Genomic DNA, 16,703 nt, shown 5'->3' on the forward strand with positions numbered 1-16,703 from the left:
GAGTGCCATGTTGAGAACCGATCTGATCCGTCCGCTGACCGAGCTGCTGCGCGAACACGCCGCCGCGACCCCGGACAAGGTGGCGTTCGCCGACCCGTGGCGCAGCGTGACGTGGGCGGAGCTGGAGCTGCGGTCCGCGCGGGTGGCCGGCCACCTGGCCGACATGGGCCTGCAGGCGGCCGACCGCGTGCTGCTGTACCTGGACAACATGGTCGAGGCGGTGGAGAGCCACCTCGCGGTGCTGCGGGCGGGCGCGATCAGCGCGCCGATCCACATCGGACTGGAGGACGCCGAGCTGGCGGCGCTGCTGGCCGACAGCCGCGCGACCACGGTCTTCACCGACACCGCACGCGCACACCAGGTGAACCGGGTCCGCCGCGAGTTCCCGAACCTGACGGTCGTGCTGGTCGACCACGAGGGCGAGGAGCTGGACGACGAACTGCCGTTGTTCCCGCTGTTCTCCGAGCTGGCCGAGATCCAGCCGGGGGCCGAGCCCGAGGGCGACCTCGGTCTGGACGACCTGTCCTTCCTGACCTACACCGCCGGTGTCACCGGCGCCCCGCGTGCCGTGCTGTTCAGCCAGCGCAACGTGATGTGGGCGATCGCCGCCTGTTACGCGCCGATCCTGGGGATGGGCCCCGAGGACCGGGTGGCCTGCCCGCTGCCGCTGGCGCACGGCATCACCCAGCAGGTCGCCGTGATCGGTGTGCTCGCGACCGGCGCGTCGGGCTGGCTGACGCCGACCGCGGCCGAGGACGTGGCCGACCTGATGGCCAACCGGACCTCGTTCCTCACGGACCTGGCCCGGCGGCGGATCACGTTCCTCGCGGGCATCCCCAGCACGTACCTGGACCTGCTGTGGGCGGGCAGCTACCTCGACGTCGACCTGCCGGACGTGCGCGTCGCCCTGGTCGCGGGCGCGTCGTCGGTGACCACGCTGCGGGAGCGGTTCGAGGAGCGGTTCGGCGTGCGGCTGCTCGACAGCTACATGACCACCGAGACCACCGGTCCGGTCGCGGTGAGCTGGCCCGACGGTGGCCGGGTGGACGCCGCGTGCGGCATGCCGATCCCCGGTGTCAGCGTGCGGATCATCGACCCGCGCACCGGCAAGGACGCCGGTGTCGGGCAGGAGGGCGAGCTGTGGGTCAGCGGCCCGAACGTGACCGCGGGCGGCTACCACAACCAGGCCGCCGCGATCAGCGACGGCTGGTTCCACACCGGTGACCTCGCCACCCGCGACGCGCACGGGTACCTGACGATCACCGGCCGCATGGCAGAGCTGATCACCCGTGGGTCCACCGCGATCAACCCGCGCGAGATCGAGCACGTGCTGCTCGGTGTCGACGGCGTCACCGCGGCGGTGGTCGTCGGCGAGCTGGACGAGGCGCTGGGCGAGGTGCCGGTCGCGTACCTGCAGACCGGCGCCATGGGCGTCGACCCGGCCGCCGTGTTCGCGGCCTGCCGTGCGCTGGCGCCCGCGAAGGTGCCGGTGAAGCTGTACCGGGTGGCGGAGCTGCCCCGCGTGCGGGCGGGCAAGCCGGCCCGGCTCGCGCTGCGGGACGTCGCCGCCGAGCTGCTTGCCGTGCAGCCCGTCGAGACCGGCACCCGGCCGCAACCCCGCCCCGAAACCCGCTGACCCCCCGCTCGACCGACCCGCTGACTGACCCGCTTGACCCCGGCTGATCTCCGGCTGAGCACCCCCGATCGAGGAGACCGCAGTGGCGGACGAAGAGAAGTACCTGGCCTACCTCAAAAGGGCGACGGCCGAGCTGCGCGAGGCCCGCCGCCGCCTGACCGAGTTCGAGGACAAGGCCCGCGAGCCGATCGCGATCGTCGGCATGGGCTGCCGGTTCCCCGGCGGAGTGTCCACTCCGGACGAGCTGTGGGAGCTGGTCGCGAACGGCCGGTCGGGGATCACGGAGTTCCCGGCCGACCGCGGCTGGGACGTCGACGGGTTGTACGACCCCGACCCGGACGTGTCGGGCAAGACCTACACCCGCCACGGCGGCTTCCTGCACGACGCGGGGAAGTTCGACGCGGAGTTCTTCGGGATCAGCCCACGCGAGGCGGCGACCATGGACCCGCAGCAGCGGCTGCTGCTGGAGACGTCCTGGGAGGCGCTCGAACGGGGTGGGATCGACCCGGTTGCCTTGCAGGGCAGCAAGACCGGTGTGTTCGTGGGCGTGATGTGCCACGACTACATCCCGTCGCTGGCCGAGCTGCCCGACGGTGCGGAGGGCTTCTGGGGCACGGGCACGGCGGCGAGCGTCGCGTCGGGACGGATCGCCTACCTGCTCGGCCTCGAAGGGCCCGCGGTCACGCTGGACACGGCGTGCTCGTCGTCGCTCGTGGCGCTGCACCTCGCGGTGCAGGCGCTGCGGGCCGGCGAGTGCGACCTGGCGCTCGCCGGTGGCGCGACCGTGATGGCCAAGCCGGACACGTTCGTCGAGTTCTCCCGGCAGGGTGGGCTGTCCGCGGACGGCACCTGCAAGTCGTTCGCGGAGGCGGCGGACGGCACCGGCTGGGGCGAGGGCGCCGCGGTGCTCGCGGTGGAGCGGCTGTCGGACGCGGTCCGGCTCGGGCACCCGGTGCTGGCCGTGGTGCGCGGGTCGGCGGTGAACCAGGACGGCGCGTCGAACGGGCTGACCGCGCCGAACGGGCCGTCGCAGCGCCGGGTGATCACGCAGGCGCTGGCGTCGGCCGGGCTCACCACGTCCGACGTGGACGCGGTCGAGGCGCACGGCACGGGCACCCGGCTCGGTGACCCGATCGAGGCGCAGGCCCTGCTGGCGACGTACGGGCAGAGCCGCCCGTCGGACCGTCCACTGTGGCTCGGGTCGGTCAAGTCGAACCTGGGGCACACGCAGGCCGCGGCCGGTGTGGCCGGGGTGATGAAGCTCGTGCTCGCGTTGCGGCACGGTGAGCTGCCACCGACGTTGAACGTGGACGCGCCCAGCTCGCGCGTCGACTGGGACTCCGGTGCGGTCCGGTTGCTGACGCAGGCGCAGCCGTGGCCCGCCGGTGAGGCACCGCGCCGGGCCGGGGTGTCGTCGTTCGGGATCAGCGGCACGAACGCGCACGTGGTCATCGAGGAGGCGCCCGCCGCTCCCGAGGTGGAACCCGTCGCGGCGCCGCCGGTCGTGCCGTGGGTGCTGTCGGCGAAGACCGAGAGCGCGGTGCGGGACCAGGTCGCGCGGCTGTCCACGATGGACGCTTCGCCGGTGGACGTCGGGTTCTCGCTGGCGACCACGCGGGCGCGGTTCGACCACCGGGCCGTGCTGGTCGACGGCGAGGAGGTCGCGTCCGGGTCGGTGGAGCCGGGGCGGCTGGCGTTCGTGTTCACCGGTCAGGGTGCGCAGCGGGCGGGGATGGGGCAGCGGCTGTACGAGGCGTTCCCGGTGTTCGCGGCCGCGTTCGACGAGGTGCTGGCGCACTTCGAGCCCGGGCTGCGGGACGTGATCGTCTCCGGCGACGGCCTGGACGACACGGGGAACACGCAGCCCGCGTTGTTCGCGTTCGAGGTCGCGTTGTTCCGGCTCCTCGAATCGTGGGGCATTCGTCCCGACTTCCTTGCCGGGCACTCCATCGGTGAGCTGGCGGCCGCGCATGTCGCGGGTGTGTGGTCGCTGGCGGACGCGTGCAAGGTCGTCGCTGCGCGTGGGGGGTTGATGCAGGCGTTGCCGACCGGTGGCGCGATGATCGCGATCCAGGCGACGGAAGACGAGGTCACCCCGCACCTCACCGATCGGGTCGGGATCGCGGCGATCAACGGGCCGCGGTCGGTCGTGATCTCCGGTGACGAGACGGCCGCGCTCGCGGTCGCCGCCGAGTTCGCGGACCGGAAGACGAAGCGGCTGACGGTGTCGCACGCGTTCCACTCGCCGTTGATGGACCCGATGCTGGACGAGTTCCGGGCGGTCGCGCAGAGCGTCACGTACCACGAGCCGACGATCCCGATCGTGGGCGCGGACCCGACCAGCCCGGACTACTGGGTCGACCACGTGCGGGGCACGGTCCGGTTCGCCGAGAACGTCGCGACGCTGACCGAGCGGGGCGTGAGCACGTTCGTCGAGGTCGGGCCGGACGGTGTGCTCTCCGCGATGGGGCTGGACGGCACGTTCATCCCCGCGCTGCGCAAGGACCGCGACGAGGCCCGGACCGTCGTCGGAGCGGCCGGGGCCGCGTGGGTGCGGGGCGTCGACGTCGACTGGACCGCGCTCCTGCCCGGTGGCCGCCAGGTCGAGCTGCCCACCTACGCCTTCCAGCACAAGAACTACTGGCTCATCCCCGCCAGCGCGAGCGACGTCAGCGCCGCCGGGCTCAACCCGGCCCGGCACCCGCTGCTCGGCGCCGTGCTCACGCTCGCCAACGGCGACGGGATCGCGCTCACCGGCCGTGTCTCGCGGCACTCGCACCCCTGGCTCGCCGACCACGCCGTCCGCGGCACCGTGCTGCTGCCCGGGACCGCGTTCGTCGAGCTGGCGCTGCGGGCCGGGCTCGAGGCGGGCTGCGAGCACCTCGACGACCTGACCACCGAAAGCCCGCTGGTGCTGCCCGAACAGGGCGCGGTGCGGCTGCACGTGATCGTGTCACCCGCCGACGACTCCGGCCGCCGGTCCGTCACGATCCACTCGCAGCCCGATGACGAGGACGGCGAGTGGACCCGGCACGCCACCGGCACGCTGTCGGCCACCCCGGTCGCGGTCGCCCAGCCGGACGCGGTGTGGCCGCCCGCCGGCGCGGAACCCGTGGAGCTGGACGGCTTCTACGACACCCTGGCCGAGTCCGGCTACCACTACGGGCCGACCTTCCAGGGGCTGCGGGCCGCGTGGCGGTCCGGTGACCAGGTCTACGCCGAGGTCGAGCTGCCCGAGCAGGCCCGGGGCGACGCCGACCGGTTCGGCGTGCACCCGGCCCTGCTCGACGCCGCACTGCACGCGATCGCGTTGGGCGGCTTCGTCGAGGGTGCGGGTGCGCTGCCGTTCAGCTGGTCGGACGTGTCACTGACCGCCACCGGCGCCACCACGATCCGGGTCCACATCGGACCCGCCGGGCAGGACACGGTCTCGCTCACCGTCCTCGACGGGACCGGGGCGCCGGTCGCGTCCGTAGGGTCGCTCCTGCTGCGCCCGGTGTCCGCCGAACAGCTCGCGGGCACCACGAACTCGCTGTACGGGCTCGACTGGGTCCGGGTCGCGGGTGTGCGGCCCGCCGAGGACCCGCCCGCTGTCGCGGTCGCCCCGGCCGGGGTCACCCCGCTGGCGGCCGCGACCTGGGCGCTCACCACGGTCCAGGCCGCCGACGACCGGTTGGTGCTGGTCACACGCGGTGCGGTCGACCCGGACGGGAACGTCACCGATGTGGCCGCCGCGGCGGTGTGGGGGCTCGTGCGTGCCGCGCAGATCGAGTACCCGGACCGCTTCGTCCTGGTCGACACCGACGACGAGGCCTCGGTCGCGCTCGCGGTGGGCGCGGGGGAGCCGCAGGCGGTCGTCCGCGACGGCGAGGTCTACGTGCCGCGACTGGCGCGGGTCGCGAGCCAATCCGGCACGGTCGACGGCACCGTCCTGATCACCGGCGGCACCGGCGGGCTCGGCAGCCTGCTGGCCCGTCACCTCGTGACCGCGCACGGCGTCCGGCACCTCGTGCTGGCCAGCCGCCGCGGCTCCGCCCCCGAACTGGCCGCCGAACTCACCGAGCTGGGCGCGACGGTCACGGTCGCCGCGTGCGACGTCGCCGACCGCGAAGCCCTACAGGCGTTGCTCGACGGCCTCGACCACCCGCTGACCGGTGTGGTGCACGCGGCCGGTGTCCTCGACGACGGCGTGCTCGACACGCTCACCCCCGAACGGCTCGCCACCGTCCTGCGCGCCAAGGTCGACGCCGCCGTCAACCTGCACGAACTCGCGGGCGACGTCGCCCTGTTCGCGCTGTTCTCGTCCGCTGCGGGAGTGTTCGGCAGCGCGGGCCAGGCCAACTACGCCGCCGCCAACGCCGTCCTCGACGCGCTCGCCCAGCAGCGCCGCGCCGCCGGGCTGCCCGCCGTGTCGATGGCGTGGGGCCTGTGGGACAGCGGCATGCGCGAGCAGCTCGACGCCACCGACCTCGCCCGCATGGCCCGCTCCGGCTTCGCCGCCCTGTCCACTGAGGACGGTCTGGCGCTGTTCGACGCCGCCATCGCCGCCGACCGTGCGCTGACCGTGCCGGTCAGGCTGGACCTGGCCGGGCTGCGCAAGTCCGGTGCCGAGATCCCGCCGCTGCTGCGCGGCCTCGTGCGCGCGCCCGCGCGGCGCGCCGCCGCGGCCGGTGGTGGCGACGGTCTCGCCCAGCGCCTCGCGCGGCTGGGGGAGCCCGAGCAGCGGGCGCTGCTGCTGAACGTCGTGCGTGAGCACGTGGCCGCGGTGCTCGGCCACAGCTCGTCCGACGCGATCACCGGCGCGCAGGCGTTCAAGGAACTCGGTTTCGACTCGCTCACCGCCGTCGAGCTGCGCAACCGCCTCAACACCGCCACCGGGCTGCGGCTGCCCGCCACGCTCGTGTTCGACTACCCGAGCCCGCTCGCGGTCGTCGACCACCTGCGTGCCGAGCTGGCCCCCTCCGGTGACCGGATCGTCCAGGCCACCGCGGCCGTCGCCGTCGTGACCGACGAGCCGATCGCCATCGTCGGCATGGGCTGCCGCTTCCCCGGCAGAGTGTCCACACCGGACGAACTGTGGGACCTGGTCGCGGGCGGCCGGTCCGGCGTGTCGGAGTTCCCGTCCGACCGCGGCTGGGACCTCGCGAACCTGTTCGACCCCGACCCGGACGCGCTGGGCAAGTCCTACGCCCGGCACGGCGGGTTCGTCGAGCACCCCGATCTCTTCGACGCGGAGTTCTTCGGCATCAGCCGCCGCGAGGCGCTGGCCATGGACCCGCAGCAGCGGCTGTTGCTGGAAACCACGTGGGAGGCGCTGGAGCGTGCCGGGATCGACCCGCACACGTTGCGGGGCAGCCGGACCGGCGTGTTCACCGGCCTCATGTACCGGGACTACGCGCCGAGCCTGACCGGGCTGCCGGACGGCGTGGAAGGCTTCTGGGGCACCGGGATCGCCGCCAGTGTCGCGTCGGGACGGATCTCGTACACGCTCGGCCTGGAAGGGCCCGCGGTCACGCTCGACACCGCGTGCTCGTCGTCGCTCGTCGCGATGCACCTGGCCGCGCAGGCACTGCGGGCGGGGGAGTGCGGGCTCGCGCTCGCCGGTGGCGTGACGGTCATGGCGAGCCCCGACACGTTCGTCGAGTTCTCCCGCCAGCGCGGCCTCGCCGCCGACGGGCGCTGCAAGGCGTTCGGCGCGGGTGCCGACGGCACGGTCTGGGGCGAGGGCGCGGGCATCCTCGTGCTGGAACGCCTCTCCGACGCGCGCCGCAACGGCCACCCCGTGCTCGCGATCGTGCGCGGGTCGGCCGTGAACCAGGACGGCGCGTCGAACGGGCTGACCGCGCCGAACGGGCCGTCGCAGCAGCGAGTCATCACGCAAGCGCTTGCGCAGGCCGGGCTCGGCACGTCCGATGTGGACGTCGTGGAGGCGCACGGCACGGGCACCGCGCTGGGTGACCCGATCGAGGCGCAGGCGCTGATCGCCACCTACGGCCGGGACCGCGACCGTCCGCTGTGGCTGGGTTCGGTCAAGTCGAACATCGGGCACACGCAGGCCGCCGCCGGTGCCGCCAGCGTGATCAAGATGGTCATGGCGCTGCGGCACGGTGAGCTGCCGCGCACCCTGCACGTGGACGAGCCGACCCACCAGGTCGACTGGGCCGAGGGCGCGGTAGAGCTGCTGGCCGAGCCGGTGCCGTGGGAGGCCAACGGGCGGCCGCGCCGCGCGGGCGTCTCGTCGTTCGGCATCAGCGGCACCAACGCGCACGTGGTCATCGAGGAGCCACCGGCCGAGGAGCCCGTGACGCGGGCCGATGTGCCCGCGGTGCCGTGGGTGCTGTCCGCTCGTTCCGAGGCCGCGCTGCGGGACCAGATCGCCCGGTTGTCGCGAGTGGACGCGGACCCGGTCGACGTCGGCTACTCGCTCGCCACGACGCGGGCGCGGTTCGACCACCGGGCCGTCCTGGTCGACGGCGAGGAGGTCGCCACCGGCACGGCTGGTGGGCGGCTGGCGTTCGTGTTCACCGGTCAGGGTGCGCAGCGGGCGGGGATGGGGCAGCGGCTGTACGAGGCGTTCCCGGTGTTCGCGGCCGCGTTCGACGAGGTGCTGGCACATCTCGACCCGGACCTGTGCGAGGTCATCACGTCCGGCGACGGCCTGGACGACACGGGGAACACGCAGCCCGCGTTGTTCGCGTTCGAGGTCGCCCTGTTCCGGTTGCTGGAGTCGTGGGGTGTTCACCCCGACTTTCTTGCCGGGCATTCGATCGGTGAGCTGGCGGCCGCGCACGTGGCCGGTGTCTGGTCGCTGGCGGACGCGTGCAAAATCGTGTCGGCGCGTGGGCGGTTGATGCAGGCGCTGCCGACCGGTGGCGCGATGATCGCGATCCAGGCGACGGAAGACGAGGTCATCCCGCATCTCACTGAGACCGTGGGCATCGCCGCGATCAACGGGCCGCGGTCGGTCGTGATCTCCGGTGACGCCGACGCCGCCGAGGCCATCGCCGTGCGGTTCGCGGACCGCAAGACCAAGCGGCTCACCGTGTCGCACGCGTTCCACTCGCCGTTGATGGACCCGATGCTCGACGAGTTCCGGGCGGTCGCGTCGAGTGTCACGTACCACGAGCCGGTCATCCCGATCGTCGGTGCGGACCCGACCGATCCCGAGTACTGGGTGCGGCACGTCCGCGGCACGGTCCGGTTCGCCGAGAACGTGGCGACGCTGACCGAGCGCGGAGTGAGCACGTTCGTCGAGGTCGGGCCGGACGGTGTGCTCTCCGCCATGGGGCTGGACGGCACGTTCATCCCCGCGCTGCGCAAGGACCGTGACGAGGCGCGGACCGTGGTCGCCGCCCTCGGCACCGCCTGGGTCAACGGCGCCGACGTCGACTGGACCGCGTTCTTCGGCGCCGGTCGGCTTGTCGACCTGCCGACCTACCCGTTCCAGCGCGACTCGTACTGGCTGCGGCCCACCGCGGGCAACGTGCAGGCCGCGGGGATCGACGCGGCCGGGCACCCGCTGCTCGGCGCCGCCGTGCCGCTCGCCGACGGCGACGGGCTCGTCCTCACCGGCAGGCTCTCCACCCAGACCCACCCGTGGCTCGCCGACCACGCCGTCTTGGGCACCGTCCTCGTCCCCGGCACCGCGCTCGTCGAACTCGCCTTGCAGGCCGCGGAGCGGGTCGGCTGTGACGTCGTCGAGGAACTGACCCTGCAGGCGCCGCTCGTCCTGCCCGAGGGCGCGGCCGTCGTCACCCAGGTGACCGTCGACGCCGACCGGAACGTCGCCATCCACTCCCGCCCGGACGGCGGCGAATGGACCCAGCACGCCACCGGCACCCTCGGCACCGGCACACCGTCCACAACGGACCTGACCGCGTGGCCGCCTGCCGGGGCCAACCCCGTGTCCGTCGCCGACGTGTACGACAGGGCCACCGAACTGGGCCTCGAGTACGGACCGGTGTTCCAGGGCCTCCAGTCGGTGTGGCGGCGCGGCGACGAGGTGTTCGCCGAGGTCGCGCTCGCCGACGAACAGCACGCCGACGCCGCCAAGTTCGGCGTGCACCCGGCGCTGCTCGACGCCGTGCTGCACGCGTTGTTCGCGGGCAGCACCGAGACACAGGCGCGCCTCCCCTTCGGCTGGCACACCGTCGCCCTGCACGCACGCGGCGCCACCCAGCTCCGGGTCCGCATCAGGTCCGTGGGCGGCGACGCGATCAGCATCGACGCCGCCGACCAGAGCGGCACCCCCGTCGCGTCGGTCGGCAGGCTGTCGCTGCTCCCGGTCACCCCGGACCAGATCAGGGTGAACCGGCCGATGTTCGGCGTCGACTGGACCCCCGTGACACTGTCCGCGGTGGACGACGTGACCGTCACGACGCGGCCCGTCGCCACCGCCCACGAGGCGCTCGCCGCCGTCCAGTCGTGGCTCGCCGACGAGCACCCCGAGAACGCGCGGCTCGTGCTCGCCACCACCGGCGCGGTCGGCGTCACCGACGACGAGCGCATCGGCGATCTCGACGCGGCCGCCGTCTGGGGCCTCGTCCGGTCCGCGCAGTCCGAGCACCCGGACCGGTTCGTGCTGCTCGACGGCGACCACAGCGTCGCCGAGTCCGTCGCCGCGTCCGGCGAGACACAGGTCGCCGTCCGCGACGGACAGACCTACGCCCCACGACTCGTCCGCGTGCAGGACACCCCGGCCCCGCTCACGCTCGACGGCACCGTCCTGATCACCGGCGGCACCGGCGGCCTGGGCGCGGTGCTGGCCCGCCACCTCGTCACCCACCGCGGCGTCCGGCGTCTCGTGCTGGTCAGCCGCCGCGGCACGAAGGCCAGTGGGGCGAAGGAACTGGCCGCCGAGCTGACCGAGCTGGGCGCCGAGGTCCGTGTCGCCGCGTGCGACGTGACCAGGCGGGCGTCGGTCGCCAAGCTGGTGAAGTCCATCCCGGACCTCGTCGGCGTCGTGCACGCGGCCGGTGTCCTCGACGACGGCATCGTCACCACGCTCACCCCCGAGCGGCTCGACACGGTGCTGGCGCCCAAGGTCGACGCGGCCCGCCACCTGCACGAGCTGACGTCCGACCTGGCGCTGTTCGCGCTGTTCTCCTCGGCCGCGGGTGTGCTCGGCACGCCCGGCCAGGCCAACTACGCGGCCGCCAACGCCGCACTCGACGCGCTGGCACACGACCGGCGCGCCGCTGGACTGCCCGCCGTCTCGATGGCCTGGGGTCTGTGGGACTCGGCCAGCGACATGACCGGCGAGCTGAGTGACACCGACCGCGCGCGGCTGTCCCGCGACGGCTTCGGCGCACTGTCCACCGCGGACGGTCTCGCCCTGTTCGACGCGGCCACCACCGGTCGCGCGCTGTCGGTGCTCATCGAACTGGACCCGGCCGCGGTCGCCAAGGCCACCGGCACGGTGCCGCCGATCCTGCGTGCGCTGGTCCGCACCCCGGCCCGCCGGGCGGGCGGACCCACCGGCGAACTGGTCCGGCGCCTCACCGGGCTCGCGGAGGCCGAGCAGCGCACGATCCTGCTCGACGCCGTCCGCGGGCACGTCGCCGCGGTGCTCGCGCACGGCTCACCCGAGTCGATCGCGCCGGAGCAGGCGTTCAAGGAGCTGGGTTTCGACTCGCTCACCTCCGTCGAACTCCGCAACCGGCTCAACTCGGCGACCGGCCTGCGGCTGCCCGCGACACTCGTGTTCGACTACCCGAACCCGGACAAGCTGGTCGACCACCTGCTGGCCGAACTGGGTGGCGCACGCGCCACCGCGACCGTGGTCGCCGCGCCGACCGCCGTCTCCGACGAACCCATCGCGATCGTCGGCATGGGCTGCCGCCTACCCGGCGGCATCACCTCGCCCGACGAACTGTGGGACCTCGTCGTCGGCGGCCGGTCCGGCATCTCCGACTTCCCGGCCGACCGGGGCTGGGACCTCGCGAAGCTGTACGACCCGGACCCCGAGACCCCGGGCACCTCGTACGTGCGGCGTGGCGGGTTCCTCCACGACGCGGGCGAGTTCGACGCCGAGTTCTTCGGCATCAGCCCACGCGAGGCGCTCGCCATGGACCCCCAGCAGCGGCTGTTGCTGGAAACCGCGTGGGAGGCGCTCGAACGCGCCGGGATCGACCCGCTGTCGTTGCGCGGCAGCCGGACCGGTGTGTTCGCGGGCATGATGGCCCAGGACTACGGCCGTGGCGTCAACGCCAACGAGGCCGGGGTCGAAGGCTTCCTCGTCACCGGCATCGCCGGTAGCGTCCTGTGTGGACGGCTGTCGTACGTGCTGGGGCTGGAGGGCCCGTCCGTCACCATCGACACCGCGTGCTCGTCGTCGCTGGTCGCGCTGCACATGGCCGTGCAGGCGCTGCGTGGCGGCGAGTGCGACCTGGCGCTCGCCGGTGGTGTCACCGTGATGACCGGGCCGGAGACGTTCGTCGAGTTCTCCCGCCAGCGCGGCCTCGCGGTCGACGGCGAGATCAAGGCGTTCGCCGCCGGTGCCGACGGCACCGCGTGGGGTGAGGGCGCCGGTGTGCTCGCCGTCGAGCGGCTCTCCGACGCGCAGCGCAACGGGCACCGGGTGCTCGCCGTGATCCGCGGCTCCGCGGTCAACCAGGACGGCGCGTCCAACGGGCTGACCGCGCCGAACGGCCCGTCACAGCAACGGGTCATCGCCGCCGCGCTGGCCGCGGGCGGGCTCACCACGGCCGACGTGGACGCGGTCGAGGCGCACGGCACCGGCACCCCGCTCGGCGACCCGATCGAGGCGCAGGCGCTCATCGCCACCTACGGCCGCGACCGTGACCGGCCGCTGTGGCTCGGGTCGGTCAAGTCGAACCTGGGGCACACGCAGGCGGCCGCCGGCGCGGCCGGGGTGATCAAGATGGTGCTGGCGCTCCAGCACGGCGAGCTGCCGCCGACCGCGAACGTGGACGAGCCGACCACCGAGGTCGACTGGGCGGCGGGCAACGTGCGGCTGCTGACCGAGCCGGTGCCGTGGCAGGCCAACGGGCACCCGCGTCGTGCGGGCATCTCGTCGTTCGGCATCGGCGGCACCAACTCGCACGTCGTCATCGAGGAGGCGCCCGCGGCGGCCGAGCAGCCGAAGGCCGAGCCGCCGGTCGTGCCGTGGCTGGTGTCGGCGAAGACCGAGGACGCGCTGCGCGACCAGGTCGCCGCGCTGTCCGAGGTGGACGGCGACCCGCTCGACGTCGGCTACACGCTCGCGACGACGCGGGCCAGGTTCACCCACCGCGCGGTGCTGATCGACGGTGAGGAGGTCGCCACCGGGACGGCCGGCGGGCGGCTGGCGTTCCTGTTCACGGGTCAGGGCGCGCAGCGGATCGCGATGGGACAGCGCCTGTACGAGGCGTACCCCGTGTTCGCGGCGGCGTTCGACGAGGTCTGCGCGCACTTCGACCCTGTACTCAGAGAGGTGATCACGTCCGGTGATGGGCTGGATGAGACTGGGCACACGCAACCGGCGCTCTTCGCGGTCGAGGTGGCACTGGCTCGGCTACTGGCGTCGTGGGGCGTTGCACCGGATGTGGTCGCCGGGCACTCGATCGGCGAGCTGGCCGCCGCGCACGTCGCGGGTGTCTGGTCGCTGGCGGACGCGGCTGCCGTCGTATCGGCACGAGGACGACTGATGCAGGCCCTCCCGGCCGGTGGCGCGATGATCGCGTTGCGGGCGCGGGAGGAGGAGGTCCTGCCGCTGCTCACCGACGGGGTGGGGATCGCGGCGATCAACGGGCCGGAGTCGATCGTGATCTCCGGTGAGGTGGACGCCGTCGAGGCGATCGCGGCCCGGTTCGCCGACCGCAAGACCAAGCGGCTGACGGTGTCGCACGCGTTCCACTCGCCGTTGATGGACCCGATGCTGGACGAGTTCCGCGCGGTCGCGCAGAGCGTTACCTACCACGAGCCGTCCATCCCGATCGTCGGCGCCGACCCGACCAACCCCGAGTACTGGGTCGAGCACGTGCGTGGCACGGTCCGGTTCACCGACCGGCTGACCGCGCTCGAGGAACAGGGCGTGCGGACGTTCGTCGAACTGGGCCCCGACGGCGTGCTCACGGCCATGGGCCAGAACGCGTTGCCGGACGGCGTGTTCGTGCCGACGCTGCGCAAGGACCGCGACGAGGTCCGGACGCTCGGCACCGCACTGGCCGTGCTCGCCGTGCACACGGACGCGATCGACTGGGCCGCGTTCTACGAGGGCACCGGCGCGGCGCGGGTGCCGCTGCCGACGTACGCCTTCCAGCGCCGCAACTACTGGCTGATGCCGGGCACCGGTGCCGGTGACGTGTCCGCCGCCGGGCTCGGGGCCGCGGAGCACCCGCTGCTCGGCGCGGTCGTGGACGTCGCGAGTGAGCCGGGTCTGCTGCTGACCGGCAGGCTGTCCACGCGGACCCACCCGTGGCTCGCCGACCACGCCGTGCTCGGCACCGTGATCGTGCCCGGCGCCGCGCTGGTCGAGATGGCGTTGCACGCGGCTCGCCGCGCGGACCGCGACGGCATCGAGGAGCTGACCCTGCAGGCGCCGCTGGTGCTGCCGGAGGACGACGCGGTGGTGGTCCAGGTGTCCGTGGGCGCCGAGACCGACACCGGGCAACGTCCGCTGACCGTCCACTCGCGACCCGCGCGGGGCGGTTCGTGGACGTTGCACGCGACCGGCACGCTCGGCGAGGGCACGGCGCCGGGTGCGCTCACCGAGTGGCCTCCCGCCGGTGCCGCCGAGGTGTCGCTCGGCACCGTCTACGAGGAGCTGGCCGACCTCGGGCTGGAGTACGGGCCCGCGTTCCAGGGACTGCAGAAGGTGTGGCGGCGGGGCACCGAGGTGTTCGCCGAGGTGGCGCTGGACGAGGCGCAGGCCGAGCGGTCGGCGCGGTTCGGGGTGCACCCGGCGTTGCTGGACTCCGCGCTGCACGCGCTCCTGGCCGCGGCGACGGGTGAGCGGGCGCTGGCGCTGCCGTTCTCGTGGCACGACGTCACGGTCGTCGCGGGTGGTGCGGCCACGCTGCGGGTCCGGATTCGCGAGACCGGTGAGGACGCGTACGCCATCGACCTCGCCGACCAGGCCGGTGCGCCGGTGGCTTCTGTCGGTGCGTTGTCGGTCCGGCCGGTCACACCGGAGCAGCTCGCCGCGGCGACACCGTCGACCGCTGGTCAGCATCTGTTCACCGTGGACTGGGTGCCGGTCGACGTACCCGCCGACGAGACGGAGTCGCGTCGGCGGCGTCGTGCCGAGCGCCGCGACCGTCGCGATCGGCGGGACCGCTCCGAACGGCGTGCCGCCAGGGCCGCGCGCCGTGCCGAGCGCCGGGAGACCGTGCGGCTGCCGTCCAACGTGGTGGAGGTCGAGACCCGTCTTGGTCCGGTCGCCGACAGCACCCGGGATGCCGCGCACCGGGCGTTGGCGCTGGTGCAGGAGTGGTTGTCCGGTGGTCAGTCAGTGCCGCTCGTGCTGGTGACCAGCGGTGCGGTCGCGGTCGGGCCGGAGGACGCGGACCCGGCGGGTGCCGCGGTGTGGGGCCTGGTGCGCACGGCGCAGTCGGAGCACCCGGACCGGTTCGTGCTGGTGGACGTCGACGACAGCGACGCGTCGCAGGAGGTGCTGGCGGCCGCGGTCGCCACTGGGGAGGCGCAGCTCGCGATCCGCGACGGGGAGGTGTTCGTGCCCCGGCTGGCGCGGGCCACGCCGGCCGCGTCGCCCGCTTCGGTCGACGGGACGGTGTTGATCACGGGCGGTACCAGCGGATTGGGTGCGCTGGTCGCTCGGCACCTGGTGACCGAACGTGGTGTGCGGAGCCTGCTGTTGGTGAGCAGGCGGGGTCCGGACGCGGCCGGGGTGCCCGCTTTGACGGCGGAGCTGACGGCGCTCGGTGCGTCGGTGACGGTGGCGGCGTGCGACGTGAGCGACGGGGCCGCGCTGGCTCGGTTGCTGGCCGCGCATCCGGTGCGCGGTGTCGTGCACTCGGCGGGTGTGCTGGACGACGGCACGGTGGACGCGCTGACGCCGGAGCGGATCGACAGGGTGCTGCGGCCGAAGGTTGACGCGGCGTGGAACCTGCACGAGCTGGTCGGGGACGTGCCGATGTTCGTGCTGTTCTCGTCGGTGGCCGGGGTGCTCGGCGGGCCGGGACAGGCGAACTACGCGGCGGCGAACGCGGCGTTGGACGCGTTGGCCGCGCATCGGCGGGCGTGCGGGCTCGCGGCTCAGTCGTTGGCGTGGGGTTTGTGGGCTCAGGCCAGCGACATGACCGGGGAGCTGTCGGAGACGGATCTGGCTCGGCTCAACCGTGGTGGGTTCGGTGCGTTGTCCACTTCGGAGGGTCTTGCGTTGTTCGACGCGGCGGCCGGTGTGGACCTGGCGGTGCCGGTCAAGCTGGATCTCTCCGCGTTGCGTCGGGCTGGGACGGATCTGCCGTTGTTGCGGGGGCTGGTGCGGGTGCCTGCTCGGCGGGCAGGGAAGGCGGATGTCGCGGCGTTGGTGAACCGGCTCGGTGGGTTGCCGGCCGCGGAGCGGTTGGGCGCTGTGCTGGAGCTGGTGCGTGCGCAGGTGGCCACTGTGCTGGCGCATGGCTCTGCGTCGGCCGTCGCGCCGGGGCAGGCGTTCAAGGAGATGGGGTTCGACTCGCTCACCGCGGTTGAGTTGCGGAACCGGATCAATGCGGTGACCGGGCTGTCGTTGTCGGCGACGTTGGTGTTCGACTATCCGAATCCTGAGGCGTTGGCTGGGTATGTGCTGTCCTCGTTGCTGCCTGATCCTGCCGCTGCCGCGGCTCCGGTGGATGAGGATGCGTTGCGGCGGACGTTGGCTTCCGTGCCGGTGGAGCGGTTCCGGGAGGTTGGGATTCTTGACGCGTTGCTGAGTTTGGTGGCTACGGAGGAGCCTGCGCGCCAGGCTGAGCCTGCTGAGGATTTGGACAGTCTGGACGTGGACGATCTGGTGAAGCGGGCTCTGGCTGGGCGTTCTACTCAGCGGAAGGCTTCGTAGGCGGGGGGTTGGTGTCCTCGCCGGACGGGCAAGTCTCGGGGAGGGGGCCTTCCGAGTTGGTCTCGGGGT

Annotated in this window: 1 protein-coding gene and 1 pseudogene; both read left to right on the plus strand. The window is 73.3% G+C overall.

The annotated features are described in order from the left end of the window. Positions 1 to 7 precede the first annotated feature (7 nt). Positions 8 to 1,636 (plus strand): class I adenylate-forming enzyme family protein, encoded by a 1,629-nt coding sequence (locus tag ACIBVP_RS20250; protein WP_396107709.1) that lies wholly within the window; start codon positions 8 to 10, stop codon positions 1,634 to 1,636. Positions 1,637 to 1,751: 115 nt separating this feature from the next. After that, a pseudogene (locus tag ACIBVP_RS20255) lies at positions 1,752 to 16,634 on the plus strand (SDR family NAD(P)-dependent oxidoreductase); the annotation flags it as partial. Positions 16,635 to 16,703 lie beyond the last annotated feature (69 nt).

Source organism: Actinophytocola sp. NPDC049390, from assembly GCF_044466355.1.
In the GTDB taxonomy this organism is placed as follows: Bacteria; Actinomycetota; Actinomycetes; order Mycobacteriales; family Pseudonocardiaceae; genus Actinophytocola.

Excerpts from the sequence above, each read along its gene's own strand:
- ACIBVP_RS20250 (WP_396107709.1), top strand. The coding sequence starts at position 8 with ATGTTGAGAACCGATCTGATCCGTCCGCTGACCGAGCTGCTGCGCGAA.